At 66.5% G+C, this 25,873-nt stretch carries 30 protein-coding genes; 15 read left to right on the top strand and 15 right to left on the bottom strand.

Features of this window, described 5'->3' with window-relative positions; all coding sequences use genetic code 11:
• Window positions 1-43: 43 nt before the first annotated feature.
• The 3 genes from FQ775_RS01210 (at window position 44) to FQ775_RS01220 (ending at window position 1,402) form a co-directional block, all read left to right on the top strand.
• Window positions 44-268, top strand: coding sequence for a F0F1 ATP synthase subunit C (locus tag FQ775_RS01210; RefSeq protein WP_146299099.1), 225 nt, complete (start codon window positions 44-46; stop codon window positions 266-268).
• 69 nt (window positions 269-337) lie between these two features.
• Window positions 338-913: a F0F1 ATP synthase subunit B gene (locus FQ775_RS01215; protein WP_146299100.1), complete on the top strand. Its 576-nt coding sequence runs from the start codon at window positions 338-340 to the stop codon at window positions 911-913.
• A gap of 9 nt (window positions 914-922) precedes the next feature.
• Complete coding sequence (locus FQ775_RS01220) at window positions 923-1,402, top strand: F0F1 ATP synthase subunit B (RefSeq protein ID WP_146299101.1); 480 nt, start codon at window positions 923-925, stop codon at window positions 1,400-1,402.
• A gap of 56 nt (window positions 1,403-1,458) precedes the next feature.
• On the opposite strand, the gene rnhB is transcribed toward FQ775_RS01220, so the two are convergent.
• Both rnhB and FQ775_RS01230 read right to left on the bottom strand, forming a co-directional pair.
• On the bottom strand, window positions 1,459-2,160 hold the full coding sequence (gene rnhB, locus FQ775_RS01225; protein WP_146299102.1) for a ribonuclease HII: 702 nt from the start codon (window positions 2,158-2,160) through the stop codon (window positions 1,459-1,461).
• Between the two features lie 151 nt (window positions 2,161-2,311).
• Complete coding sequence (locus FQ775_RS01230; protein ID WP_146299103.1) at window positions 2,312-3,466, bottom strand: PA0069 family radical SAM protein; 1,155 nt, start codon at window positions 3,464-3,466, stop codon at window positions 2,312-2,314.
• A gap of 136 nt (window positions 3,467-3,602) precedes the next feature.
• Between FQ775_RS01230 and FQ775_RS01235 the strand changes: the two genes are divergently transcribed.
• Window positions 3,603-4,121 (top strand): glycosyltransferase, encoded by a 519-nt coding sequence (locus FQ775_RS01235; RefSeq protein WP_146299104.1) that lies wholly within the window; start codon window positions 3,603-3,605, stop codon window positions 4,119-4,121.
• Here FQ775_RS01235 and moaB read toward each other — a convergent pair.
• The 6 genes from moaB to FQ775_RS01265 form a co-directional block, all read right to left on the bottom strand.
• Entirely contained in the window at window positions 4,114-4,674 is a 561-nt protein-coding gene (moaB, locus tag FQ775_RS01240; protein WP_146299105.1) for a molybdenum cofactor biosynthesis protein B, read from the bottom strand. The two genes, FQ775_RS01235 and moaB, sit on opposite strands and share 8 nt — an antisense overlap.
• Window positions 4,671-5,549, bottom strand: a complete 879-nt coding sequence (locus FQ775_RS01245) for a 4-(cytidine 5'-diphospho)-2-C-methyl-D-erythritol kinase (protein ID WP_146299106.1) — start codon at window positions 5,547-5,549, stop codon at window positions 4,671-4,673. Before FQ775_RS01245 ends, moaB begins: the two co-directional genes overlap by 4 nt.
• Window positions 5,550-5,566: 17 nt before the next feature.
• Window positions 5,567-5,752, bottom strand: a complete 186-nt coding sequence (locus tag FQ775_RS01250; protein ID WP_146299107.1) for a hypothetical protein — start codon at window positions 5,750-5,752, stop codon at window positions 5,567-5,569.
• 86 nt (window positions 5,753-5,838) lie between these two features.
• A complete protein-coding gene (locus tag FQ775_RS01255; RefSeq protein ID WP_432420059.1) occupies window positions 5,839-6,672 on the bottom strand; it encodes a S49 family peptidase in 834 nt (277 codons plus the stop codon).
• A 105-nt stretch (window positions 6,673-6,777) separates the two neighbouring features.
• Window positions 6,778-7,572, bottom strand: a complete 795-nt coding sequence (locus FQ775_RS01260; protein WP_146299109.1) for a tRNA1(Val) (adenine(37)-N6)-methyltransferase — start codon at window positions 7,570-7,572, stop codon at window positions 6,778-6,780.
• Between the two features lies 1 nt (window position 7,573).
• Window positions 7,574-7,798: a putative signal transducing protein gene (locus FQ775_RS01265; protein ID WP_146299110.1), complete on the bottom strand. Its 225-nt coding sequence runs from the start codon at window positions 7,796-7,798 to the stop codon at window positions 7,574-7,576.
• 160 nt (window positions 7,799-7,958) lie between these two features.
• Here FQ775_RS01265 and FQ775_RS01270 point away from each other — a divergent pair, with 160 nt between their 5' ends.
• Both FQ775_RS01270 and FQ775_RS01275 read left to right on the top strand, forming a co-directional pair.
• Window positions 7,959-8,975 carry a polyprenyl synthetase family protein gene (locus FQ775_RS01270; RefSeq protein ID WP_146299111.1) on the top strand — a complete coding sequence of 339 codons (1,017 nt, stop codon included), beginning with the start codon at window positions 7,959-7,961 and terminating at the stop codon, window positions 8,973-8,975.
• A gap of 137 nt (window positions 8,976-9,112) precedes the next feature.
• Entirely contained in the window at window positions 9,113-11,089 is a 1,977-nt protein-coding gene (locus FQ775_RS01275; protein ID WP_146299112.1) for a tetratricopeptide repeat protein, read from the top strand.
• Between the two features lie 19 nt (window positions 11,090-11,108).
• Here FQ775_RS01275 and FQ775_RS01280 read toward each other — a convergent pair whose 3' ends face one another.
• Window positions 11,109-11,417 carry a hypothetical protein gene (locus tag FQ775_RS01280; protein ID WP_146299113.1) on the bottom strand — a complete coding sequence of 103 codons (309 nt, stop codon included), beginning with the start codon at window positions 11,415-11,417 and terminating at the stop codon, window positions 11,109-11,111.
• 135 nt (window positions 11,418-11,552) lie between these two features.
• Entirely contained in the window at window positions 11,553-11,855 is a 303-nt protein-coding gene (locus FQ775_RS01285; RefSeq protein ID WP_146299114.1) for a hypothetical protein, read from the bottom strand.
• Window positions 11,856-12,030: 175 nt separating this feature from the next.
• Here FQ775_RS01285 and FQ775_RS01290 point away from each other — a divergent pair, with 175 nt between their 5' ends.
• On the top strand, window positions 12,031-12,972 hold the full coding sequence (locus FQ775_RS01290) for a glycine--tRNA ligase subunit alpha (RefSeq protein WP_146299115.1): 942 nt from the start codon (window positions 12,031-12,033) through the stop codon (window positions 12,970-12,972).
• A gap of 73 nt (window positions 12,973-13,045) precedes the next feature.
• Entirely contained in the window at window positions 13,046-13,318 is a 273-nt protein-coding gene (locus tag FQ775_RS01295; protein WP_146299116.1) for a hypothetical protein, read from the top strand.
• 12 nt (window positions 13,319-13,330) lie between these two features.
• Here FQ775_RS01295 and FQ775_RS01300 read toward each other — a convergent pair whose 3' ends face one another.
• Window positions 13,331-13,507: a hypothetical protein gene (locus tag FQ775_RS01300; protein ID WP_167812722.1), complete on the bottom strand. Its 177-nt coding sequence runs from the start codon at window positions 13,505-13,507 to the stop codon at window positions 13,331-13,333.
• Between the two features lie 339 nt (window positions 13,508-13,846).
• On the opposite strand from FQ775_RS01300, the gene glyS reads away from it, so the two are divergent.
• Window positions 13,847-16,318, top strand: a complete 2,472-nt coding sequence (gene glyS / locus FQ775_RS01305) for a glycine--tRNA ligase subunit beta (RefSeq protein WP_146299117.1) — start codon at window positions 13,847-13,849, stop codon at window positions 16,316-16,318.
• Window positions 16,319-16,359: 41 nt separating this feature from the next.
• Here glyS and FQ775_RS01310 read toward each other — a convergent pair whose 3' ends face one another.
• A complete protein-coding gene (locus FQ775_RS01310; RefSeq protein WP_146299118.1) occupies window positions 16,360-16,992 on the bottom strand; it encodes a hypothetical protein in 633 nt (210 codons plus the stop codon).
• A gap of 175 nt (window positions 16,993-17,167) precedes the next feature.
• On the opposite strand from FQ775_RS01310, the gene FQ775_RS01315 reads away from it, so the two are divergent.
• From FQ775_RS01315 to FQ775_RS01325, 3 genes are all read left to right on the top strand, one after another.
• A complete protein-coding gene (locus FQ775_RS01315) occupies window positions 17,168-18,142 on the top strand; it encodes an L-threonylcarbamoyladenylate synthase (protein WP_146299119.1) in 975 nt (324 codons plus the stop codon).
• 9 nt (window positions 18,143-18,151) lie between these two features.
• Window positions 18,152-19,582, top strand: a complete 1,431-nt coding sequence (locus FQ775_RS01320; protein WP_146299120.1) for an FAD-binding oxidoreductase — start codon at window positions 18,152-18,154, stop codon at window positions 19,580-19,582.
• Window positions 19,583-19,800: 218 nt separating this feature from the next.
• Window positions 19,801-20,361 carry a DUF6101 family protein gene (locus FQ775_RS01325; protein WP_146299121.1) on the top strand — a complete coding sequence of 187 codons (561 nt, stop codon included), beginning with the start codon at window positions 19,801-19,803 and terminating at the stop codon, window positions 20,359-20,361.
• A 12-nt stretch (window positions 20,362-20,373) separates the two neighbouring features.
• Here the strand turns inward: FQ775_RS01325 and ubiA are convergent, their stop codons facing one another.
• Both ubiA and FQ775_RS01335 read right to left on the bottom strand, forming a co-directional pair.
• The gene (ubiA, locus tag FQ775_RS01330; RefSeq protein ID WP_146299122.1) at window positions 20,374-21,357 is read right to left on the bottom strand and encodes a 4-hydroxybenzoate octaprenyltransferase; all 984 of its coding nucleotides are present in this window, start codon (window positions 21,355-21,357) and stop codon (window positions 20,374-20,376) included.
• Window positions 21,358-21,388: 31 nt separating this feature from the next.
• Window positions 21,389-21,733: a winged helix-turn-helix transcriptional regulator gene (locus FQ775_RS01335; RefSeq protein ID WP_146299123.1), complete on the bottom strand. Its 345-nt coding sequence runs from the start codon at window positions 21,731-21,733 to the stop codon at window positions 21,389-21,391.
• Between the two features lie 59 nt (window positions 21,734-21,792).
• Here FQ775_RS01335 and FQ775_RS01340 point away from each other — a divergent pair, with 59 nt between their 5' ends.
• Together FQ775_RS01340 and purD are read left to right on the top strand one after the other, a co-directional pair.
• Window positions 21,793-22,347, top strand: a complete 555-nt coding sequence (locus FQ775_RS01340; RefSeq protein WP_146299124.1) for a carboxymuconolactone decarboxylase family protein — start codon at window positions 21,793-21,795, stop codon at window positions 22,345-22,347.
• Window positions 22,348-22,428: 81 nt separating this feature from the next.
• The gene (purD, locus tag FQ775_RS01345; protein WP_146299125.1) at window positions 22,429-23,709 is read left to right on the top strand and encodes a phosphoribosylamine--glycine ligase; all 1,281 of its coding nucleotides are present in this window, start codon (window positions 22,429-22,431) and stop codon (window positions 23,707-23,709) included.
• Between the two features lie 9 nt (window positions 23,710-23,718).
• On the opposite strand, the gene FQ775_RS01350 is transcribed toward purD, so the two are convergent.
• Window positions 23,719-23,940 carry a hypothetical protein gene (locus FQ775_RS01350; protein WP_146299126.1) on the bottom strand — a complete coding sequence of 74 codons (222 nt, stop codon included), beginning with the start codon at window positions 23,938-23,940 and terminating at the stop codon, window positions 23,719-23,721.
• A 153-nt stretch (window positions 23,941-24,093) separates the two neighbouring features.
• Here FQ775_RS01350 and FQ775_RS01355 point away from each other — a divergent pair, with 153 nt between their 5' ends.
• Window positions 24,094-25,866, top strand: coding sequence for an acyl-CoA dehydrogenase family protein (locus FQ775_RS01355; RefSeq protein WP_146299127.1), 1,773 nt, complete (start codon window positions 24,094-24,096; stop codon window positions 25,864-25,866).
• The last annotated feature ends 7 nt before the right edge of the window (window positions 25,867-25,873 follow it).

Here is a 25,873-nt window from a genome sequence, read left to right on the forward strand (position 1 = left end):
CGAGCATCAACCCAATCTCAAGCTTTGGAAAAGGAGTTTCCCAATGGAAGTAGATGCAGCGAAGGCAATTGGCGCAGGCATCGCCTGCCTCGGAATGGGCGGCGTCGGCATCGGCCTCGGCCACATGTTCGGCAACTTCCTCTCCGGTGCGCTGCGTAACCCGTCGGCCGCCGACGGCCAGTTCGGCCGCCTCATCTTCGGCTTCGCCGTGACCGAGGCGCTCGGCATCTTCTCCCTGCTCGTCGCTCTGCTGCTGCTCTTCACCTAAGAGCCGGCCATTCGCGCTGGGTGACCGGCCGCCATGGGGCGGCCGGTGGGACAACGACAGGAAGAACCCATGTTTGTGGCAACGGCATTCGCCGCGTCGGAAGAACCGGCACAAGGCGATACGCACGCAACGACGGAAGCGGGTCACGGCGGTACGGAAGCGGGCTTCCCGCCGTTCGAGACCTCGACGTTTCCCTCGCAGATCCTCTGGCTGGCAATCACCTTCGGCCTTTTCTACCTGTTCCTGAAGCGGGTGGCGTTGCCAAGGCTGGCGGGCATCATCGAGGTGCGCCGCGACCGCATCGCCCAGGATCTCGACCAGGCGGCCCGCCTCAAGCAGGAATCCGACGAAGCGATCGCTGCCTACGAGCAGGCGCTCGCCGAAGCCCGCCAGAAGGCCAACGAGATTGGACAGAAGGCGCGCGACGGTGCCAAGGCGGAGGCCGACGAGGCGCGCCGCGGCGTCGAGGCGGAACTGGACGAGAAGCTGGCCGCCGCCGAAACACGCATCGCCGAGATCAAGGCGTCGGCGATGAGCGACGTCGGCACCATTGCCGAGGAAACCGCCGGCGCCATCGTGCAGGCGCTGGGTGGCGGCTCGGTCACCAAGGCCGATGCCGGTGCCGCGGTCAAGGCATCGCGCTAGGAGAGGGTCATGGACGCCACATTCTGGGCAACAATCGCGCTTTTCCTCTTCATCGGCATCGTCTTCTATCTGAAGGTGCCGGGCATGATCGCCAAGTCGCTCGACGACCGGGCCGAGCGCATCCGCAACGAACTCGACCAGGCGCGCAAGCTTCGCGAGGAAGCCCAGGAGGTGCTCGCCGAGTATCAGCGGCGCCGCAAGGAAGCCGAGAAGGAGGCCGAAGACATCGTGTCGGCGGCCGAACACGAGGCGGCGCTCATGGTCGAGGAAGCCAAACAGAAGACCGAGGAATATGTCGCGCGCCGCACCGCGCTGGCCGAGCAGAAGATCGCGCAGGCCGAACGCGACGCCGTCAACGAGGTTCGTGTGCAGGCGGCCGACATCGCGGTCGAGGCGGCGCGGCGCATTCTTCAGGACCGCGTCGACACCAAGCTGGCGGGCGACCTGTTCAAGTCATCGCTGCAGGACGTGAAGACCAAGCTCAACTGATCGCCTCGAAAGCGACGGGAAAGCACCGAAGCCGCCCCGATGACGGGCGGCTTTCTCTATTCGGCCGCCGGCACCAATTCGGCCTCGACCGGGACCGGCTCTTCGCCCGTCTCGCGAAACGGCGCGAAGGACAGCCGATGGATCCGCGCCAGCGGGCCGCGCTCGGTGATCGCGCTACGGTGGACCGCGGTGGCATACCCCATATGGCTTTCGAAACCATAACCGTCGTGGCAGGCCGCGCAGCGCGCCATCATGCGGTCCCGCGCCACCTTGGCCACGATCGACGCCGCCGCTATCGAGAGCGAGCGGCGGTCGCCCTTGACCAGCGCAATCGCCTCGCAGGGCAGGTCGGGCGGAATGTCGCGGCCGTCGACGAGGGCGTACCGTGGCGTCAGGGCGAGCAGCGCCGTGGCGCGCCGCATCGCCTCCAGGCTGGCGCGCAGGATGTTGGAGCCGTCGATCGCATCGGCGGAAACGGCGGCAATCGAGATCGCCGTCGCATGGCCCAGGAGTTCGCCGAACAGCCTTTCGCGCTCGGCGGCGGTGAGCTTTTTGGAATCGTCGAGGCCTTCGGGAATGCGGTCGGGATCGAGGATGACGGCCGCCGCCACCACCGGGCCTGCCAGCGGCCCGCGGCCGGCCTCGTCCAGCCCGCAGACCGGCGCCTGCCCGCGCCTGATCGCACGCTCCTCGGCCTCGAAGTCCGGCGCGTCAGGAAGTTCGAAAAGGGTCGGAGAACCGGAAGGCGAGCGACTCATGTGCGGCGATGGTCGCACCGCCTCCGGTTCTCCGCAAGTCCTTCCCGGCCCGAAGGGGGCGGCAGGCGGGGAAGGGGCCGTCGGCTAGGGCGGGGGGATTAGCCGGACGGGAAGCCTTGGACAGGCCGCGCTCTACGCTGAGTGTCGTCGCCTACAAGAGGCTGAGCTGTTCGCCGGCGCGCGGCGGCGGGTTGAAAAGGTCCGTGCGCAGTTCGCGCCGTGTCCGGTCGAAGCCGATGCGCCGCGCCGCGATCTCGAACCGCCGCCCGATCTGCCAGGCATAGGGACCGGTGCCGCGCATGCGCTTGCCCCAGGAAGAATCGTAGTCCTTGCCGTCCCGCATCGAGCGGATCAGCGACATCACATGTCGATAGCGGTCCGGAAAATGCCTGAGCAGCCAGTCCTTGAAGATCGGGCTCACCTCCAGCGGCAGGCGCAGGATGATGTAGCCGGCTTCGCGCGCGCCCATAGCATAGGCCGATTCCAGAATGCGCTCGACTTCATGGTCGGTCAGGCCCGGGATGAGCGGCGCCGCCATGACGGAGACCGGAATGCCGGCTCCGGCGAGTTCCTTCATCGCCTCCAGCCGCCTTGTCGGCGTGGCGGCGCGCGGCTCCATGGTACGGGCGAGCTTGCGGTCGAGCGTCGTGACCGAGAACGCGACCTTGACCAGGCCGCGTTCGGCCATTCGCGACAGGATGTCGGCATCACGCACGACCAGCGCCGACTTCGTCACAATGCCGACCGGATGACCATGCGCCTCCAGCACTTCGAGGATCTCTCGCATGATGCGCCACTGCCTCTCGACCGGCTGGTAGGGGTCGGTGTTGGTGCCGATCGCGATCGTGCGCGGCTCGTAACCCTCGCGCGCCAGTTCGCGCTCCAATAGCTTCGCCGCCTCGGGTTTGGAAAACAGCCGCGACTCGAAATCGAGCCCCGCCGAGAGGCCCATGAAGGCGTGCGTGGGCCGCGCGAAACAGTAGACGCAGCCATGTTCGCAACCGCGATAGGGATTGATCGACCGGTCGAAGGAGATGTCGGGCGATTCGTTGCGGGTGATGATCGTGCGCGGCTTTTCGACCTGAACCTCGGTCTTGAAAGGCGGCAGCTCGTCGATCGTGTTCCAGCCATCGTCGAAGACGTCGCGGCGCAGCGCCTCGAACCGTCCAGACGGGTTGATGCCGGCGGCGCGCCCACGGCGGCGATCGTCGCCGATGCGCAGGCCGCTTTCGTCGATGACGGTGTTGGCCAAGGCCGCCCCGCCACCGCCGAACGCCGCCGTGTCGGCGCGGTCGAACTGCTCCATCGTCGCTCTCCGCTTGCTATCGGATCGTGTTCCTGATGAATCTATTCCTATCGGCGAAATGAGAACAAAGCAAGAACTTTCTGGTTGTGCGCTGCACAACTGGCGCTCGACGCCGGTTTGCGCTATCCAACGCCAAATGCTGACGGTGGTGATCGAAACCCGCAACGATGAGGACGCCTTGGCGAGCACGCTGGGCTCGCTGGTCTCGGCCGCCGTCGAGGGGGTCGTTCGCGAGGTCCTCGTCCATGATCGCGGCTCGACCGACCGCACCGCCGCGGTGATCGATCACACCGGCTGCACCCTCGTGCGGGAGGGCGCGCTGGCGTCGAGCCTGGCCCGCGCCAGGGGTGACTGGATCCTGGTGCTGGAACCGGGAGCGCGCCTGCTCGACGGCTGGATGGACGCCGTGATGGAACATACCGGCAGCGCCGGCCATCCGGTCCGGTTTTCCCGCGCCGCGAACGGACGTGCGGAAAAGCTGATGCGGCTTTTCAGGCGGGCAAACCCGCTCGCCGACGGTGTCCTGGTGATGAAGGGCGACGCGCTTGCCCGGCTCCGTCCCGAGGACGGCGTCGAGGCACTGGCGCGGCGCTCGCCGCGCAAGCGGCTGAAGGCCGAGATCCGGCCCGCGGCGCCGCGCCGCGCCGTCAGGTGAGGCTGCCGCCGCGCTTCAGATGTTCGTCGAGGCGCGGCATGATCTCCACGAAGTTGCACGGCATATGCCGGTAGTCGAGCTGCGCGGCAAGGATGCCGTCCCAGGCGTCGCGGCACGCGCCGGGCGAGCCGGGTAGAACGAAGACGAAGGTCTGGTTGACGAGGCCGCCTGTCGCGCGCGACTGGATCGTCGACGTGCCGATCTTGTCGTAGGAAATGCGGTGAAAGACCTCTGAAAAGCCGTCCATGCGCTTTTCGAACAGCGGCTCGATTGCTTCGGGCGTGACGTCGCGTCCGGTGAAGCCGGTGCCACCGGTGGTGATGATCACGTCGACAGCTGTATCCTTCGACCAGCCGAGCACGGTTTCCGCGATCCTTGCGGCCTCGTCGGGCACGATCGCGCGGTCGGCCAGGCGGTGCCCGGCCGCCGCGATGCGTTCGGCCAGCGCCCGCCCCGATTTGTCCTCTTCGAGGCTGCGCGTGTCCGACACCGTCAGCACGGCGATGCCGACCGGGATGAAGGGGCGGGTTTCGTCAAGCCGTCCGGGGTTCATGGTGTCGTTCCTCTGGTCTGGGTCGCGGCCACAAACCACCCCGGTTGCGCCGCTCCGATCGCGCGCGCTGCGGTATCGGCCGCGGCCATGGTCTCAAAGACGCCGAAGCACGTCGCGCCGGAGCCGGACATGCGCGAGAAGCGCGCGCCGTTGGCGTCCAGCGCCGCCAATGCCTCCGAAATGGCCGGCGCCAGGGCGATGGCCGGAGGCTCGAGATCGTTGCGGGTCGCAGCAAGCCAGGCAAGGACTGCAGCGACGTCGCGCCGCTCCGGCAGTGGCGGCAGGGCGGTGCCGTCGCGCCGCGTCAGCTGGGCGAAGACGTCAGGTGTGGCAACCGCAACACCGGGGTTGGCGAGCACGATCGGCAGTTGCGGCCATGGCGCGACCGGATCGGTCTCATCGCCGATGCCGCGCGCGGTCAGCGGCTGGCCGGCAACGCACATCGGCAGATCCGCTCCGAGCTCCAGCCCGATTCTGCCCAGTGCCTCCGGTCCCGCATCGATGCCCAGCATCGCGTCGAGGCCACGCAGCAGCGCCGCTGCGTCGCTCGAACCGCCGCCGATCCCTGACGCGACCGGCAGGTTCTTCACCAGCCGGATCGAGACGGGACGGGTGGCCACCACTCCGAAGCGTCGTCGCAAGAGGTCACGGGCCTTGAGAACCAGATTGTCGCCGTCGATGGGAACGTCGCCGCCATAGCGCCCCGACACGGTAAAACTGTCGAGAACCGCCGGCTTCAATTCGAGAGCGTCGCCGGCCTCGGCGAAGGTCACCAGCGTGTCGATCAGGTGATAGCCGTCGGTGCGGCGCCCGGTCACGTGCAGGGCGAGATTGATCTTCGCCGGGGCGAGAGTTCGAAGGCCTGGCCCGTGCATGCAGATTTGCGGCCGCTTCAGTCCTTAGCCGGCCGGTACTCGCCGGTCTCCGGGTCCTTCACCAGCGTGCCGGACGCCCGCGTGGCGGCCTCGCGCTCGGCGCGTCTGACGCGCGCCGATACCCGTTCGGCTTCGCGCAGGAAGGCGCGGTAGCCGAAAAATGCAACGGCCGCGACGACAGCGAAGAAGATGAGTTGCGGCATGTCACGCTCCTCCAGCGAGTCCGGGCACTATGGGCCCGAAAAACGGTCTTCCCATGACGAGCATCTTATCGTGCCCTTGGATGCGATCAAAGTCCGAAGCGCGACCACAGGGCGCGTTCCTCCAGCGCGTCGACCAGACCATCAGCAGCGGCCGAGGCAATGGCTGCCGGATCGAGGCCGGCCCGCGTGCCGAAAAGATTGAGCCGGCGACCGAACAGCCCGCGCGGTGGCGTCACCAGCCGCATCTGGGTCTTTTCACCGTAGCGGCCCTTGAGAAAACTGCGCATGTCGCCGAGCTCGTCAACGAGGCCGAGTTCCAGGCCGCGCGTGCCGCTCCAGAACAACCCCGTGAAAAGATCATCGTCGGCGGCCAGCTTGCCGGCGCGGCGTTCCTTGACGAGGTCGATGAAGGTCTGGTGGACGTCGAGCTGCAGCTTTTCGAGCCGCGCGACATCTTCTTTCTTCTCGGGCGAGAACGGATCGAGCGTCACCTTGTTCTTGCCGGCGGTGTGGACGCGGCGCTCGACGCCAATCTTCTTGATCATCTCCTGGAAGCCGAAGGAGGCGTGCACCACGCCGATCGAGCCGACGATCGAGGACGGGTCGGCGATGATCTCATCGCCTGCGATCGCGATCATGTAGCCACCCGAGGCGGCCAGGTCTTCGACGAAGACGAACACCTTCTTGTTCTTCTCGGCCGCGAGGTCGCGGATACGCCTGAAGATCAGCCGCGACTGCACCGGCGAGCCGCCCGGCGAATTGATCGAGATTGCGACAGCGGGAGACCGCTTGAAGGAGAACGCCTTTTCAAGCACGCCCGCCGTTCCCGCCAGCGACAGCGTCTGCCTGAGCGCGCTGCCGCCCGGCATGATCGCGCCATGCAGCCGGACGACGGGTATCGTCACAGTGTCGGCGCGCATCGATGGCGGCAACAGCGGTTGGAGATAGCGTCTCACGAATGGCAGCTCCCGTGTCCTGGTGGCTTGCATGTAGGCATTCCGGGCGGCGGCACAATGCCTGGGCGCTCAGTCGCCGAAAAGCGATCCGCGGCCATTGTTGATGGCGTCCGCCGCGGCGCTGAACCCGTTGCCTTCGGCGTCGTGCAGGTAGAGCGGCGGCAATATCTGCGATGCCCTGCGTGCGCCGCGAGCCGCGCGAATCACCACGCGGATCGCGGCGGCGTTCGGACGCGGATGGATCGGCTTGATCTCGACCGCGCCAAACCGGCCCTGAAGCGCGGCCAGTGCCTCGGCAAGAGACTGCGGCCGGAAGATGAGTGCGAGCCTTCCTTGTGGACGCAAGATGGCTGCCGCCGTGCGCAGCCATCTTTCAAACAGCCCGTCCTCCATCACATGCGCCGCTTCGCGCAATGCGTCAGGGCTGCGCCTGTCGCCTGGCCTGTTGAAGGGCGGGTTCATGATGACGAAGTCGAACGAATTGTCGGCGAGCCCGGCCGCACGTCGCTCCTTGCCGGTGAGGGCGACATCGGTAACCAGCACGCTCGCTCGCCCGGCCAGCCGGTTGTTGCCGGGGTGCGCCAGGCTGCGTTCGGCGCAGTCGGCCATTTCGGGCGCGCGCTCGACCAGCAGGCAATGCCTTGCCGGACAGCGCGAAAGTACGGCCAGCCCAGCCGCTCCGGCTCCAGCCCCAAGATCGGCGACATCGCCGGGGAAAATCGACGGCACCGCGGCGGCGAGCATCATCGCATCCATGCCGGCGCGGTGGCCGTTGCCGGCCGGCTGCACGAGATGGAAACCGCCTCGGTGAAAGACATCGACGGTGAAAGCCGACCCAGCCAGTTCGTCCGGTAGCGCCATCATGTCAAGCGTCGCGGATTTCGTCCTTGATGCCGGCGTCGACGAGCAGCCGTTTCGCGCGCTCGATCTCGTCGGAAGCGACCATCACGCGTCGCGGCAGCACGCCCAACGAACCTTCCACGATGCTCATATTCTGGTCGGCAACGAAGAATTCGATCCTGGCGTCGCGCAAAAGCGCCTCGATGAACGAGATGACGACCGGGTCGTTGGTGCGCACGAGTTCGATCATCGCTCTGCAAGGCCTCCTGCGCCGACGATGTAACTTCATTTCCCCGTGAAGGCCATCCGTTCCCCATCTCCCGCGCCAATTCGCCACTTGCGGCGGGCCCGAGCAACACCCTAGATAGACCGGCAGATAACCGCAGCAGGCTGCAACGCGGGGAGTTTTTGTGGGCGTCGTCGTTTCACTTGAAGATGGAAAGAAGGGTCAGGCCTCGATCGGGCCGCTGATGGAATTGACGGCGCAGGACATGTCCCGCGTCAACGAACTGATCATTTCCAAGGCCGGTTCCGACGTCGAAATGATCCCGGAGGTGGCCAACCATCTGATCTCGTCGGGCGGCAAGCGGCTGCGGCCGATGATCACGCTCGCTGCCGCGCGCATGTTCGGCTACGCCGCCGAAGGCCACGTCAAGCTGGCGACGAGTGTCGAATTCATGCACACCGCCACGCTGTTGCACGACGATGTCGTCGACGAAAGCGGCCTGCGGCGCGGCAAGAAGACGGCGCGCATGATATGGGGCAACCAGGCCAGCGTGCTGGTTGGCGATTTCCTGCTCGGCCAGGCGTTCCGCATGATGGTCGAGGTCGGTTCGATCGAGGCGCTCGACATCCTGTCGACGGCCGCGTCCATCATCGCCGAGGGCGAGGTGATGCAACTGGTCGCCGCGCAGAACCTGGAGACGACCGAGGACGAGTACCTCGCCGTGATTCGCGCCAAGACCGCGGCGCTCTTCTCGGCCGCGGCGGAAGTCGGCCCGGTGATCGCCTCGGCCAGCCGTGCCGAACGGGCCGCGTTGCGTTCCTACGGCACCAATCTCGGCCTCGCCTTCCAACTGATCGACGACGCGCTCGACTATGGCGGCAATGCCAAGGATCTGGGCAAGAATGTCGGCGACGACTTCCGCGAGGGCAAGGTGACGCTGCCTGTCATCCTCTGCTACCGCCGCGGCTCCGCCGATGAACGGCAGTTCTGGAAGGCCAGCATCGAGGAAGGCCGTGCTGACGATGCCTCCCTCGAAAAGGCGGTTGGTCTGATGTCGCGCTACAACGCGATCGGTGATACGATCGCACGTGCGCGGCACTTCGGCGACATCGCCCGCGACGCGCTGGCGCCGCTCAAGGAAACCCCGCAGAAGAGCGCGCTGCTCGAAGTGATCGATTTCTGCGTCAACCGCGTTTCATGACCGGACCGGGCCTGTCGCCGGTCGTGACGATGACATGCTGGTTCCGCGTGCGGGCCGGTCGTTGAATAGCACCTCTCAAAAATGCCATTCTCGACGGGGATAAGCATGCCGCCAACGGGCGATCGGGAAGGAGAAAGATGCATCGCAGCATTTTGAGTGGCATGAGCGCGGCGTCCCTGACGGCGCTCCTCGTTCTCGGACCGGTCGGACCCGCCGCCGCCGACAATGAGCGGCATGTGCGCATCGGCTCGCTTTCGGGCGCCTTCCTCGCGGCGCGCGTTGCCGAGGTCGACAACGATCTCGACGGAGCGATCGAATATTACCGCCGTGCGCTTTCCTTCGACCGCGACAATGAGGGCCTGCAGCAGAGCCTCCTGCTGGCCCTGATATCGCGCGGCGATTTCGATGAATCGCTGCAATATGCCGAGAAGCTGAAGACGGTTCCCCAGGTGGAGCGGTTTTCCCGGGTGGCGCTCGCCATCGACGCCTTCCGCAAGAAAGACTACAGCGCCGCCGAGAATTATCTCAAGCTTGCGCTCGAATCCGACCTCGACCGCCTCATCACGGGGCTGATGACCGGCTGGGCGCTGCACGGGGCAGGCGAGACGGCGGACGGCCTCGCGCATATCCGAGCGCTGGAGGGACCGGACTGGTTCTCGATCTTCACCTCCTTCCATGAGGGCCTGATCGCCGAAAGCGCCGGCATGGTCGACGACGCGTTCGAAGCCTATGGCCGCACCGCCGCCAACGGCGTTGCCGGGGGAGCCGCGCCCGACACCTATCTGCGCGCGCTCGAGGCTTATGCACGGCTCCTGGTCCGGCAGGGACGCAACGACGAAGCACTTGCCGAACTCGATCGCGCCGATGCGTTTTCGGCCGGCAGGCCCGCGATAACCGCGTTGCGGCGCGACATCGAGACGGGCGCCGACATCGGACCCATGGTCGCCACTGTCGAGGATGGTGCGGCCGAAGTGCTGCTCGATCTCGGCAGCGCGCTGAACCGCGGCGGCGGCGAGGCGTTCGTGCGGCTGTACCTGCAATTGGCGCTGGCGCTGAAGCCCGATTTCGATGCCGCGCTGCTGCAACTGGGCCAGGTTGCCGAGCAGCAGGAAAACTCGGCCGAGGCAATCTCGTTCTACGAGAAGGTGAAGGACAGTTCGCCGCTCAGCCGCATCGCCGGGTTGCAGTTGGGGCTGAACCTTGCCGATCTCGACCGTCACGACGAGGCCAAGACGCATCTGCGCGAACTGCTGGCAGAGGATCCGGATGACATGCGCGCCTATCTCGCGCTCGGCGGCGTCCTTGCCTCCAAGGAGGAATATGCCGAAGCCGCGCAACTCTATGACGACGCGGTCGAGCGCATCGCCGAACCGGAGCGCGGCGACTGGAACATCTTCTACCAGCGCGGCATCGCCTACGAACGGCTCAAGGAGTGGCCGAAGGCGGAACCCAATTTCCGCAAGGCGCTGGAGCTTTATCCGGATCAGCCCCAGGTGCTGAACTATCTCGGCTATTCATGGGTCGACATGAACATGAACCTGGAGGAGGGGCTCGACCTCATCCGCCGCGCGGTCAGCCGCCGGCCGAATGACGGCTATATCGTCGATTCGCTGGGCTGGGCCTATTATCGCCTCGGGCGCTTCGAGGAGGCGGTCACCGAGCTCGAACGCGCGGTACAGCTTAAGCCCGACGATCCGATCCTCAACGATCATCTCGGCGACGCCTACTGGCGTGTCGGCCGCCGCCTTGAAGCGACGTTCCAGTGGGCGCATGCGCGCGACATGAAGCCCGACGCCGACGTTCTCGTCGAAGTCGAGCGCAAGCTGGCCGAAGGCCTGCCGCCGGTCGAGGAGCGCAAGGCCGAGATTCCGCCGATCGTGCTGCCCGAGCCGGAAAAGCGGTCAGAGGACGTTACGCCGGCGGTTGCCGACGCTCCGGCCGAGCCGCAGCCGGCAAGCCATGTGGTTCGTCCGGGCCAGTCGCTGTGGTCGATCGCCAACGAACGGCTGGGCAGTGGCGAGCGCTATATCGAGATTCTCGACCTCAACCCGCGACTGCGCGGCAACCCGGGCAACATCCAGCCCGGACAGGAACTGATCCTGCCCGCCAACTGAACCCGGCCGAGGTGAAAGCCTATCCGCCGAAACCGCGCGGCAGCGTGCAGGCCTGAGGCGAATCGCGCCGTGGCGGGACGCATTTCAGCTTCAGCTTCGACAGCGTCCGCTCGGTCGGGTTGAGCTTCTGGCAGAGACACTGCGTCTTCGGCATCAGCAGCGTGTCGCAGAACGGGGTCACGCAGCGCCAGCCCGTGACCGGGTCGTTGACGTCGCCGACGAAGCCGTTCTGGCCATACCCGGGGCCACTTGCCGAAAGCGAGAGCAATACCGTTGCGGCCGCGACCGGAAGCAGCCGGCGCACGCAGGCAGATACGCGGATGGACATTGGGGGCACTCCCGAAAGAAGCGCCGGCGAACTCCGACGGAGCTCCCGGCATGCTTTACTATAAGCACAATGCGGCTTGCCGGTCCTCACCAGCCCATCAACTTGGCGCGATCAATGCCGCAGGCCGCGCCTTGCTCAGTTTCCGAAGGGCGGGCTCACCGGGCAGGCCTGCCAGCGGCCGGCTTCCGAGATGTGACAGGTGAGCCGCAGCTTGCGCAGGTTACGCTCTGACGGATTATCCTTGGTGCACAGGCACTTGGTCTGCGGCAGGCGCACCACGTCGCAGCCCGGCGTGATGCACAGATAGCCGGTAACGTCGTCGCGCGTGTTGCTGTTCCTGTCGGGCCAGGCGCTGGCGCTGGCTGCACCTGCGGCGGCAAGTCCCAGGATGGCGGCGAGCGCCACGGCAGCGAACGGCCTGGAAAGGGAGCGTATCATCGGCGGTTCCTCGATTTCCCCTAGACTTAGCTTATTTGGCGCTGAATCCAAGCCGTGCAAGGGAAGCGCCTCGAATTCCGCCGCTGCCGTCGGTGGCCCGGCCGCGACGCTTGACCTTGCCCGCCCCCCTCAATAGGAGGTTGCCGTTCCCGCACCCCAGCGACCGAGGCACCGCGTGACCGTCGAACTGCCGCCGCATATGCGCCCGACGAACTCCTTTCAGGGGCTCATTCTTGCCCTGCACGCCTACTGGGCGGACAAGGGCTGCGTCGTGCTGCAGCCCTACGACATGGAGGTCGGCGCCGGCACCTTCCATCCCGCCACGACCTTGCGCTCGCTGGGGCCGAAACCGTGGAACGCGGCCTATGTGCAGCCGTCGCGCCGGCCCAAGGACGGCCGCTACGGCGAAAACCCTAACCGCCTCCAGCATTATTACCAGTACCAGGTAATCCTGAAGCCGAACCCGCCCGACCTGCAGGAGCTTTATCTCGGCTCGCTTGAGGCGATCGGCATCGATCCGCTGCTCCACGACATCCGCTTCGTCGAAGACGATTGGGAAAGTCCGACGCTCGGCGCCTGGGGGCTCGGCTGGGAATGCTGGTGCGACGGCATGGAGGTCTCGCAGTTCACCTATTTCCAGCAGGTCTGCGGCATAGAATGCGCCCCGGTTTCGGGCGAACTCACCTACGGGCTGGAACGGCTGGCCATGTATGTCCAGGGCGTCGACAACGTCTACGAGCTCAACTTCAACGGCCGCGAGGGGGTCGAAAAGGTCAGTTATGGCGACGTCTTCCTGCAGGCGGAACAGGAATATTCGCGTTTCAACTTCGAATATGCCGACACGTCGATGCTGTTTCGCCACTTCGAGGATGCCGAGAAGGAATGCACGGCGCTGCTTGGCGCTGGCGCGCCCGCCAATGACGGCGCGCTCCATCGCCTTGTGCTGCCAGCCTACGACCAGTGCATCAAGGCTTCGCACGTCTTCAACCTTCTCGACGCGCGCGGCGTGATTTCCGTCACCGAGCGCCAGAGCTACATCCTGCGGGTGCGCAATCTCGCAAAGGCCTGCGGCGAAGCATTCCTCAAGACCGAGGCCGGCGGTCTGGTCGCCGCCTGAGTTTCAGCGATCCCTCAATTTCGCCCGTTTCTGCCGTGAGGCTCGCCGCGGGCGAAATTTCACGGGGTCTGGAATGCGAAATCTTCTGTTCGTGGGCGCGGTCGTACTGGCTTTCTTTCCAGCGGGCGCGAGCGCGCAATCTACCACGACGATCAAGAGCAATTATTGCAAGAACCTGTTCGCGCAAATGTCGGGCAAGCCGGCCTTCAAGGCCTTTGCGCTGTCTTCCAACGGGCGGCTTTGCCACGCGGTCTGGGGTAGTTCGAGCCAGGAGCAGGCCAACCGCGAGGCGAAGGCGGGTTGCGAAGGCAACGGACGCAGTTGCCTGCTGATTTCCATTCGCTGACAGGGAAGTTCTTCAGGCGTTGTCGAAGCCGCTCTGGGTGTCGGACTGGGAGGCGGGCATCTCGACGGTGGCGCCGATCGTCTGCATGGCGCGGCGGACACCCGACTTGAGTTCTCCGGTCCCGGCGGCGTAGGCGGCGAAGCAGGCGGTGAGCGCGATGGCCTGGATCATGGTGGAGGCGGTCTTCATCGGTTTGTCCCTTCGCGCTTTCGGCTTCCTTGTCCTTTCGTCGCCTGAGCGCGGCTGAAGGTTCATGCTTGCCGCAAATTTTTCACATTCGGCCTGAACCGGCGGTGGCCGGGGCGTTCAGCGGCCGTTCATGGCGACGGCCTTCGAAGTGCCGGCGGAGGTGACAGGCGCGGAGGGAGTTGCTATGCGGCTCGCCTGAAACCGCACCCGCGAGCCCCTCCATGCCCGACCTGCTTCTTGAACTCCGTTCGAAGGAAATCCCCGCGCTGCCGCGCGACCGCGGCGGCTTTGCCGCCCGGACGCGCAGAGTGAGGAAAGGCATGCGCGCGGAGTACGAAAATGCCTGATCTTCTGCTCGAACTCCGTTCCGAGGAAATCCCCGCGCGCATGCAGCGCAAGGCCGCCGGTGACCTGAGGAAGCTGGTCACTGACGGTCTGGTCGAGGCCGGGCTGACCTACGAGGCGGCGCGCGAATACTGGACGCCGCGCCGTCTGGCGCTCGACATTCGCGGTGTTACCGCGCGCTCCAAGGATGTGCGCGAGGAGATCAAGGGGCCGCCGGTGAAGGCGCCGGAGCAGGCGGTTCAGGGTTTTCTGCGCAAGGCCGGCTTCTCCTCGACCGAGCAGCTGAGCGTCGCGACCGACCCGAAGAAGGGCGACTTCTACGTCGCCGTGATCGAGAGACCGGGGCGCGGGGCCGAGGAGATCGTTGCCGAACTGATGCCCGGCGTGATCCGCAACTTCCCGTGGCCGAAATCGATGCGCTGGGGCAAGGCGTCTGCGGAGCCCGGATCGCTGCGCTGGGTGCGGCCGCTGCAGTCGATCCTGTGCACCTTCGGGCCCGAGACCGAGGAACCGGTGGTGGTCGATTTCGAGGTCGACGGCATCCGTGCCTCCAACCTCACCCGCGGCCATCGCTTCCACGCGCCGGAGCCATTTGCCGTGCGCCGCTTCGACGATTACGTCGCCGGGCTGGAGGCGGCGAAGGTGGTGCTCGATCCCGAGCGCCGCAAGGCCATCATCCGCGACGATGCCAAAAACCTCGCCTTCGCGAGCGGGCTGGAACTGGTCGAGGACGATGCGCTTTTGGAGGAGGTTGCGGGACTGGTCGAGTGGCCGGTGGTGCTGCTCGGCGCATTCGAGGAGAGCTTCCTCGACATTCCGGCCGAAATCATCCGGCTGACCATCCGCGCCAACCAGAAATGTTTCGTCACGCGGCCGCTCTCTCCCTCGGAAGGGGAGATCGACCAGCCGCGCCTCTCCAACCGCTTCGTGCTGGTCTCCAATATCGAGGCGAAGGATGGCGGCGTCGAGATCGCGCACGGCAACGGCAAGGTGGTGCGGGCCCGGCTGTCCGACGCCGTGCATTTCTGGAAGACCGACCAGGCCGATCTGCCCGACCTCGGCGAGGTTGCGACCTCGGCGGAAAAATTCGGGCTCGACCTGAAGAAGCCGCTCGATCAGCGCATGGCGCGCCTCGACCATCTCGGCGTCACCTTCCATGCCAGGCTTGGAACGCAGGGTGAGCGGGTCGAGCGCATCGCCCGGCTGGCCGAGGAACTGGCCCCGGTCGTAGGAGCGGACCCGAAGCTGGCGCAGCGCGCCGCCGTTCTGGCCAAGGCCGATCTGCAGACCGAGGTGGTGGGCGAGTTTCCAGAATTGCAGGGGGCGATGGGGCGCAAATATGCTGGCCTCCAGGGCGAACACGCTTCGGTCGCCGCTGCGCTGGAGGAACATTACCGCCCGCTGGGGCCGTCCGACGCGGTGCCGACCGACCCGGTCTCGGTCGCCGTCGCGCTGGCCGACAAGCTCGACATGCTGGTCGGCTTCTGGGCCATAGATGAGAAGCCTACCGGCTCCAAGGACCCCTACGCGCTGAGGCGAGCGGCGCTGGGGGTGATTCGGATCGTGGTGGAGAACGGGGTGGGGTTGCCTCTCGTCCATTTGCTTGAAGGGCGCTTCAGTGAGTTCGAAGTTTGGTACGCACGCCATCGAGAGAACGAGTTAGGCAAACGTACCGAAGCGATAAGGCATTTAACTCGCCAGATTGGTCTTGCAGACCATGTGCTCGAATCTAGCGATATCGATTTGGCTCCGCCTGCAACCGTAATTGCTGAGTTGGCCGGGCGTGATACCCTCGACCTCCTCTCCTTCTTTCACGACCGGCTCAAGGTCTATCTCCGCGACCAGGGTGCGCGGTATGATCTGATTGATGCTGTTCTAGGTTCGCGCCCGATCTCCCCCCTTGAGGGGGAGATGTCGGCGCAGCCGACAGAGTGGGGCGCTGTCCAGCCGACATCTCCGCAGGTTGATGAAGGGCGCTCTACGTTGCCCCCCTCTGCCCTGCCGGGTATCTCCCCCACAAGGGGGGAGATCGGCCAGGCGTCGAACGACGACCTCCTGCTCATCGTCCGCCGCGTGGAGGCGCTGGGCGCACTGCTCGACAGCGAGGACGGCAAGAACCTGCTCGCCGGCACCAAGCGCGCCGCCAACATCCTTGCGGCCGAGGAAAAGAAGGGCACGGCGATGGCCGACACTGTCGATCCGGCGCTTTTCGACGAGGATGAGGAAAAGGCGCTGTTCGCGGCGGTCACCATGGCCGAAACCGATGCGACAAATGCCATTGCCGGTATCGACTACGAGGCCGCGATGCGCGCGCTGGCCGGCCTGCGCGGGCCGGTTGATGCCTTCTTCGACAAGGTGCTGGTCAACGCCGAGGACGAGCAAGTGCGAGCCAATCGACTGGCGCTGCTTGCGCGCATCCGCGCGGCCACCGGCCAGGTGGCGGATTTTTCGAAGATCGCAGGCTGATCGCCGGTTCCATTGAGGCCGACGCGTCCAGGCCGCCGGGGCTATTCCAGCGTCCGTGTCGGCGGCGGGGGAGGCGGCGGAGCCGCGGGCAGCGCCGGCGGTTCGGGCGGCTCCCGGTTGCCGCCGGGTGGCGGCGGGCCCTTGCTGGATGCGGTGCGCCGTTCGGTGACGACCGGCGTCTCGGGCGTCGGCGGCGCTTCCGGCGCGATTTCTTCCGGGATCGGCAACTGGGTCGCGCGCGGTTGCGTAGCACGGCTGGCGACGGGGAAGGCCTCGCCGACCAGCCCGCCGCGGATCACCATCGGCAGCGATGCGCGCCCGTCGAGCGCGGCCGTGCGCTTTTCAGCCGGGCCGTTTTTCGGCGCCGGCTTGCCCAGCAGGATCATGGAGCGGCTCAACGGGGCGGCGGGCCTTTCCGCGGTTTCGGAAACGTCCTCGCCGAAAAGCGCGGTCGCCGCGTGCGCGGGCGAGCCTGTGGCCAGGGCTGCGGTCTTGATCGTCTCGTCCGGCGCCGCGTGCACGACCGGCGGGTCGCCAAGCGCGGGTTCGCCCAGAACCAGGATCGAGCGCGAGACATCGGAACGCGGGGCGTCGAGCACGACAAAGGACGATGCTTCGGCGTCATGCACCAAAAGCAGTCCCGTGGCGATCGCTGCCGCTCCCAGAAGCTTCATTGCTCTCCCGCCAGATACGCGGCGTTACTATCATCGAAATCCTGGCACACAGGGTTTTCGATCCCCTTGCCGGAAAGGCTAACATTCGACCGATTAACGAAATGATGACGCAGCGTTACTTGTCGTAGGTTCGCCGGCGGGATAGGCAGCACGCGGCTCGGCGGTGAAGGAACACATGGCGCAAATCGTTGCAGAGGAAGAGGCGCTCGCATGGGCGGCGGAGCAGGTGCTCGCCGGCCGGCCGGTCGCGCTGCCGACGGAGACCGTCTACGGTCTTGCCGCGGACGCCACCAGCGGCGAGGCCGTGGCGCGCATTTTCGAGGCCAAGGGCCGGCCGCGCTTCAACCCGCTAATCGTGCATGTCGCCGACATGGCGATGGCAAGGACGATCGGCCGCTTCGATCCCCTGTCGGAGAAGTTGGCGGAAGCGTTCTGGCCCGGGCCGCTGACGCTGGTGGTGCCGCTCGCGCCCGCCTCACCGGTGCATCCGCTGGTGACGGCGGGGCTCGACACGGTCGGCCTGCGCCTGCCGCGCGGTTTCGCGGCCAGACTGATCGCCGAGACCGGGCGTCCGCTCGCTGCCCCCAGCGCCAATTCCTCCGGCCGCATCAGCGCCACCAGCGCCGCCGCCGTGGCGGGCGACCTTGGCGAGCGCGTCGACCTCATCGTCGACGGCGGGCCGACGCCCGTCGGACTGGAATCGACCATCGTGAAGGTCGCGGATGGCGAATTGCGGCTTCTGAGGCCGGGCGGTATTGCCGCCGAGGAAATCGAGGCGGTGGCGGGCATGAAGCTGGCGCGCGGCGCGTCCGAAAAGGTCGAGGCGCCAGGCATGCTGCTTTCCCACTATGCACCGTCGGCCAGGCTGCGCGTCGGCGCGACCAGCCTTGAGCCCGGCGAGGCGCTGCTCGCCTTCGGGCCGACGCGCATCGCGGGCGGCGGGGCTGCGGTGGCCGTGGCCAATCTCTCGCTTGCCGGCGATCTGCGCGAGGCGGCCGCCAACCTCTTTTCCATGCTGCAACAGCTCGATCGCTCGGGCGCGACCGCGATCGCCGCCGAACGGGTGCCGGAAACGGGTCTTGGCGAGGCGATCAACGACCGCCTGCGCCGTGCCGCGGCGCCGCGTGACAAGCTCCCCGCCGGTCAATAGCCTGCGGCCATGAACGACGAAGCGCCTCACCTGCCGCCGGTCCTTGCCGAACGTTTTGCCGAGATCGTAGGCGAAAGGTACGCGCTGCGGGCGGCCCACGAAATCGCGCCTCATGTCAGCGAATTGCGCGGCCTGTTTCCCGGCCGCACGGAACTGGTGCTGCGGCCAGGAAGCGTCGAGGAGGTGTCACGCATCATGGCGCTTGCCAGCGAGACCGGCACGCCGATCGTGCCGCAGGGCGGCAATACCGGCCTCGTCGGCGGCCAGATGCCGGATCGGAACGGTCGCCAGGTGGTGCTGTCGCTGTCGCGCCTCAATCGCATCCGCGAGGTCGACCTTGCCTCCAACACGATGACGGTGGAGGCCGGCGTCATCCTGCAGCATGTCCAGGAGGAGGCCGACGCCGCCGACCGGCTGTTTCCGCTTTCGCTCGGCTCGCAGGGCAGTTGCCAGATCGGCGGCAACCTTTCTTCCAACGCCGGCGGCACCGGTGTGCTGGCCTATGGCAATGCCCGCGACCTCTGCCTCGGGCTCGAAGTGGTGTTGCCGACCGGCGAGGTGCTCGACGATCTGCGCAAGCTGACGAAGGACAATACCGGCTACGACCTGAAGGACCTTTTCATCGGCGCCGAGGGCACGCTCGGCATCATCACGGCCGCGGTGCTGAAGCTTTTCCCAAAGCCGAAGGGCCTGGAGGTTGCCTGGCTGGGGATCGCCTCCCCGCGGGATGCGCTGACGCTGTTCGGGCAGGCGCTGGAAAAGGCGGGCAGTGCCCTGACAGGCTTCGAACTCTGCGCCAGGGTCGCAGTCGAGTTCGCCTCGCGCCACGTTGCGGGCAACATCGCGCCGCTTGCCGGCGAGCACGACTGGTACGTGCTGATGGAAATCTCCTCGGGCCGTTCGCCCGAGGATGCGCGCGCCCTCATCGAGGACGTGCTCGGCGGCGGACTGGAACAGGGCCTGATCGCCGACGCGGTGATCGCGGAAAATCTCGCCCAGGCAGCGGCGTTCTGGCGGCTGCGCGAGACGATGTCGGAGTCCCAGCGTCCGGAGGGCGTTTCGATCAAGCACGACATCTCGGTGCCGGTCGCCGACATTCCGGCCTTCATCGACAGAGCGGGGCAGGCGGTTCTCGCCGCGGCGCCGGGGGCGAGGCTGGTCACCTTCGGCCACATGGGCGACGGCAATCTGCATTATAACATCTCTCAGCCGCCGGGACCGCCGGACGAGGCCTTCAAGGCGCGCTACCGCGAGATCAACGATATCGTTCACGACGTGGTGCGGTCGTTCGGCGGCTCGATCTCGGCCGAACATGGCATTGGCCAGATGAAGCGCGACGAACTGGTGGCCACCGCGCCGCCGGTGGCGACCGAACTGATGCGTCGCATCCGCCGTGCCTTCGACCCGGCCGGGATCATGAATCCGGGCAAGCTGTTCTAGGCTCCGGGCTTTCGGCGTTCACGCCTCGTCCATACAGATTGCGGGTTCGTAACCTTCGGTTGCATTCCGATAACCATCTGTCACATCAGCAAAATTTAACCCAACTTCTTAAGCGCGGCGGTAAGGTCGGCGCGCTAGCCTGGAAACATAACGAGGCCGGATAACCGGCCCGCGAGGACCGCAAAGACGGCTCTCAGGCGTTGCAGGAAGGCATATTGATGAACACGGTCACGAACCCGGTATGGGCCGGCCGCGACATGCGGCTCGACCCGTTCAGGCTCCCGCAGGTGGCAAGTTACGCCGCGCGTGACGACTATGGCGAGGTCACCGTCAAGATCGACAAGCGCGGCGCGGTCATGAAGCGCACGCTGTCGCAGTCGCGCCTGCCGATGACGATCGCTCTGCCAGCGCGTGCGTTCAAGGGCGTGGCCGCCCGCGCCATCGAGGACGAGGACGGCAATGTCACCGTTACGCTCGAACTGATGCATGCCGATCCGATGCTTTGCGTGCCGCTGCTGGTCGCGCACGATCTCGACGACATCGCCGCCGACTGGCGTGCCTGGGCCGAGGCCTACAACCTGCCGATGCTGCTGATCGAGGCTGACGGCATCGCCCGCACGCTGGAGGAATCGCTCAGCACCGCGCACCGCAAGCCCCAGCAGCGGCGCAAGCGCAGCTGTTCCGAGCCGCGCCGCCCGCGCTTCCTTGCCCGCCGCAAGACCGGCGAGCTTGGCGTGCGCCTGGTGGTCGACGGCGAGGAAATCATCGCCCGAAGATAGCTCTGGTGCGCCTCAGAAAAGCGGGCTGAGCCAGGCCCACAGGCCGGCGCCGACGAAGCCCGCGAAGATCAGCCAGCCGACCATGTTGTTGGACTTGAACAGCCGCAGGCATTGCGGCCCGTCGTCGATGTCGAGCACCCGGATCTGCCGGGTCATGTGGACGGCGGCCGCGCACAGCCCGGCGAGCGCCGGCAGTGGTGCGTCGGCGGCCGCGCATGCCGCCGCCATCAGCCCCAGCGCCCCGCCGTAGAGCACCGACAGCCAGGTCTTGGTGTTGTCGCCGAACAGCCGCGCCGTCGAACGTACGCCGACGATGGCGTCGTCCTCCTTGTCCTGGTGCGCGTAGATTGTGTCGTAGCCGATCACCCACAGGATCGAGCCGGCATAAAGCAGCAGCGCCGGCGTGTCGATGCGCCCGAAGACGGCGGCCCAGCCCATCAGCGCCCCCCATGAGAAGGCAAGGCCGAGCACGAATTGCGGCCAGTCGGTGATGCGTTTCATGAAGGGATAGACCGCGACCACGACAAGCGAGGCGAGGCCGACGAGGATCGCGAAGCCGTTGAATTGCAGCAGCACGACCAGGCCGACCAGCGCCTGAAGCAGCAGGAACACCCAGGCCTGGCGCCGGCTCACCTGCCCGGCCGGCAGCGGCCGCGAGCGGGTGCGCTCGACCTGCGCGTCGATGTCCTCGTCGGCGAGGTCGTTATAGGTGCAGCCGGCGCCGCGCATCGCCATCGCGCCGATCAGGAACAGCACCAGATGCCACGGGTCGGGCAGCAGCGACAAAAGCGGCTCGCCCCGCTGCGGGAACGCCGTCGCGGCCAGCGCCGCCGACCACCAGCAGGGCCAGCGCAGCAACTGCCAGCCGATGGGCCGGTCCCACCGCGCCAGTTGCGCATAGGGCCACAGGGTGCGCGGCAGGACGCGGTAAACCCAATGCCCCGTCGGCGCGTCGAAGACGCGCCCGCGCGCCTGTCTGCTCTGGATGTCGTCCATGCCGGTCAAGTGACAGGGGCTGACGGGGGCGTCAAGGAGACGAATCGTCCGAGGCCAGCGCCTCGGCCCAATCCTGTGACCAGCGCATCAGCGGCAGGAGATGGGCCGCAAGGCTTCGGCCCTGCTCCGTCAGCAGGTAGCCGTCGGCGCTGCGTTCGACCAGTCGCGCTTCGCGCAGTTCTGCCAGCCTTGCGTTGAGGACGCCGGGGCTGGTCCCTGCCGCGTCCTGAAGCGGACGGAACTTGAGCGGGCCACCGGAAAGCTCCCACAACACCCGCAACTGCGTGCGCCGGCCCAGGAGGTCGAGCAAAGCCATGATCGGACGGCCGGAAGCCGAACCGCGAACCGGACCGCCGGGGAGGGGCGTCTTCTTCATGCTATTGAATCCGTAGCAAAGGTGTTTTATGCTATCGTTTTTATAGCAGGAAAACCCAAATGTCAGCACGCGTAGGCTCGGCGGTTCCGCCGTTTCCCGAAGCCGTCCAGTCGCGGTTCGATCAGTTGATGCCGCCCGGTGTGCCGCCGCTTCGCTTGTTCACCATGCTCGCCCGTGACGAACGCCTTTTCACGCGCTTCATGGATGGTGGGCTTCTCGACAAGGGCAATCTTTCGTTGCGCCACCGCGAGATCGTCATCGACCGGGTCACCGCCAGCTGCCGCTGCGAATATGAATGGGGCGTCCATGTCACTCTGTTCGCCGCGCGTGCGGGGCTCACCGGGCCTGAGCTTCATTCGCTGGTACACGGCAACGCCGACGATCCCTGCTGGGAGGAGACATCCGAGCGTGTGCTGATAAGGATCTGCGATACGCTGCACGCGCAGGCGAATGTCGATGCGGAATTGTGGGCCGAGTTCTCTTCGCTTTTCGGTGACGAGGCCTGCCTGGAGGTGCTGATGCTCGCCGGCTTCTACCGTATGGTCTCCTATCTGGCGAATTCAACCCGGCTGCCGCCGGAGCCCTATGCGGCCCGGTTTCCGACAGCAGCTTGACGGGCCATGCGGCCCCTCCGCTCTTGACCTTCGCCGTCCCGGCCAATAGCGGAACGGCTCCGGACAAGCGGCGAGGCGGCCATGAACATTTTGCTGATCGGATCGGGCGGACGCGAGCACGCGCTTGCATGGAAGCTGGCAGCCTCGCCGATGCTTACCCGGCTCTATGCCGCCCCGGGCAATCCCGGCATCGCCCGCGAGGCGGAACTGGTTGCGCTCGATATTGCCGATCACCCCGCCGTCGCAGCCTTCTGCCGGGAAAAGTCGATCGAACTCGTGGTCGTCGGCCCCGAGGCGCCGCTGGTCGCCGGCCTCGCCGACGACCTGCGCCGGGAAGGGGTGGCCGTCTTCGGACCGTCGGCCGCCGCCGCGCAGCTCGAGGGCTCGAAGGGCTTCACCAAGGACCTGTGCGCGCGCCACGGCATCCCGACCGGCGCCTATGAGCGTTTCAACAACGCGCCCAAGGCCAAGGCCTACCTGCGCCATGTCGGCGCGCCTATCGTCATCAAGGCCGACGGCCTCGCGGCTGGCAAGGGTGTCACCGTCGCCATGACGCTGAATGAAGCGATCGACGCCGTCGATGCCTGCTTCGAGGGCGCCTATGGCGAGGCCGGCGCCGAAGTTGTCATCGAGGAATTTCTCGAGGGCGAGGAGGCGAGCTTCTTCTGCCTGTGCGACGGCGAGACGGCGCTGCCTTTCGGCACCGCGCAGGACCACAAGCGGGTCGGCGAGGGCGATACCGGCCCCAACACCGGCGGCATGGGTGCCTATTCGCCAGCCTCGGTCATGACGCCCGCAATCATCGAACAGACGATGCGGGAGATCATCGAGCCGACGATGAAGGGCCTCGCCGAGGCCGGCACGCCCTTCGTCGGCGTGCTTTACGCCGGCCTGATGCTGACCAGGGACGGGCCGAAGCTGATCGAATACAATGTCCGCTTCGGCGATCCTGAATGTCAGGTGCTGATGCTGCGGCTGAAGGACGACCTGCTGGTGCTGCTCAAGGCCGCCGCCGACGGCCAACTCGGCCACATGTCGGCGCGCTGGCGCGACGAAGCTGCACTCACGGTGGTGATGGCCGCCAAAGGCTACCCGGGCACGCCGCAAAAGGGCGCGGTGATCGCCGGCCTCGACAGCGCGTCCGACGAGAGTGTCGAAATCTTCCATGCCGGTACGGTCGAGAGCGACGGCACGATCGTCGCCAATGGCGGTCGCGTGCTCAACGTGACCGCGCTCGGCCCCTCGGTCGGCGAGGCGCGCGACCGCGCCTATGCCGCTGTCGACAAAATCGACTGGCCGGACGGCTTCTGCCGCCGTGACATCGGCTGGCGCGAGATCGAGCGCGAGAACAAGTGCAGCTGATCCGAGCGGCTACGGACCGAAAACGTCGAACGGGTCATCCGCCGGTCTCGTCGGCAGCGTGCCTTCCGCCTCGCGGCGGCGAAAATGCGCCAGCGAGCATTGCGGCGAGCACAGGACGCCGCGATCGCACCAGTAGGCCGGGCCGTCCTCGGTCCCGTGACGGTGAAAACCGTCGGCGTCATACGGCAAGCCGCATTCGACACATCTGAATTTTTCCGGACGGGCAAGCATCGCGGGGCCTTTCGTCGCGCTCTGGTCAATTAGCGCCGCTCGCGATCAAATCGCAATCCGTGTCGCCAGATGAATTGACGTTTACGTCAAAAAAATCTAGCCCTGACCGGCGAGGCTGTGCAAGCCTGCGAGCCGCGCCACCGGGAGGATGACATGTATCGAGCGCCAGTCGACGACATTGCCTTTGCCCTCAACGAGGTCGCGGGCCTGCGCGCTGCGATCGATGACGGCCTTTTCCCGGAACTCGGCACCGATCTGGTCGACGCCATCCTGAACGAGGCCGGCCGCTTCGCCGGTGAAGAGGTCGCACCGCTGGCAAGGATCGGTGACGAGAAGGGCGCCGTGCTAAAGGACGCCGCCGTGACCATGCCCGACGGCTGGAAGGAACTCTACCGGCGCTGGGTCGAGGGCGGATGGAACGGGCTTTCGCTGCCGGTCGATCATGGCGGCCAGGGCCTGCCGGGCATGCTCGGCGTGGCGGCGCTGGAAATGTGGAACTCGGCCTCGATGGCCTTCGGCATCGGCCCTATCCTCACCATGGGCGCGGTTGACGCGATCGAGAAACATGCCAGCGAGGAACTGAAGGCGCTGTACCTGCCGAAACTGGTGTCGGGCGAGTGGATGGGCACCATGAACCTGACCGAGCCGCAGGCTGGCTCCGATCTCAACGCCTTGCGCGCGCGCGCCGAGCGCGCCGGAGACGGCACCTACCGCATCTTTGGCCAGAAGATTTTCATCACCTATGGCGAGCACGATTTCACCGACAACATCGTGCATCTGGTGCTGGCGCGCCTGCCCGACGCACCGCCCGGGACGCGTGGCATCTCGCTCTTCCTGGTGCCGAAATTCCTGCCCGGGGAGAACGGCGCTCCCGGTGCGCGCAACGATGTCTTCTGCTCGTCGATCGAGGAAAAGCTCGGCATTCACGCCTCGCCGACCTGCACCATGATCTATGGCGACGGATTTGCGAAGGATCGCGAACCGGGTGCCGTCGGCTGGCTGATCGGGGAGGAGAATCGCGGTCTGGCCTGCATGTTCACCATGATGAACAACGCTCGCCTGGCGGTGGGCATGCAGGGCGTGGCGGTCGCCGAGGCGGCCTGCCAGAAGGCGACGGCCTACGCGCAGGAGCGCCGCCAGGGCAAGGCGCCCGGCCATGATGGCGAGGGCATGGCCCCGATCATTCTGCACCCCGACGTGCAGCGCAACCTTCTGACCATGAAGACACTGACGGCGACGGCGCGCCTGATCTCGTACAGCTGCGCGCACGCCACCGACATGGCGCGGGCGAAGGGCGGCGACGATGCACGGCACTGGCAGGAGCGCGCCAATCTGCTCACCCCGGTCGCCAAGGCGTGGTCGACAGACGTCGGCGTCGATGTTGCCTCGATCGGTGTGCAGGTGCATGGCGGCATGGGCTATGTCGAGGAAACCGGCGCGGCAGCGCTCTACCGGGATGCGCGCATCGCGCCGATCTACGAGGGCACCAACGGCATCCAGGCGATCGACCTCGTCACCCGCAAGCTGCCACAGTCCGGCGGCGAGCACGTGCTGGGCTATATCGCCGAGTTGCGCGCCGATGCCGAGGCGGTGCGTGCCTCCAACCTACCCGAGTTTGGCCGCTCCGGTGAAAAGATCGCCGCCGCCCTTGACGAACTGGAGGCCGCGACAAGGCATATGCAGGGCCTGCTTGCCGACGGCCGCATGAGCGACGCGCTGGCGGGCGCCACGCCCTATCTGCGGCTTTTCGCGATCGCCGCCGGTGCGGCGTATCTGGGCCGGGGGGCGGTCGCGGCGAAGGCGCCGGACCGGATCGCTCTTTGCCGTTTCTTCTGCGAGAATTTTGCCGGCGAGGCGGCGGCACTGCGCGAGCGCGCCTGCGAAGGCGCCGAGAGCCTGGCCCAAGCTGCCGCCGCATTGAACTGACCATCCG

Source organism: Nitratireductor mangrovi (assembly GCF_007922615.2).
Taxonomy (GTDB): Bacteria; Pseudomonadota; Alphaproteobacteria; order Rhizobiales; family Rhizobiaceae; genus Mangrovimarina; species Mangrovimarina mangrovi.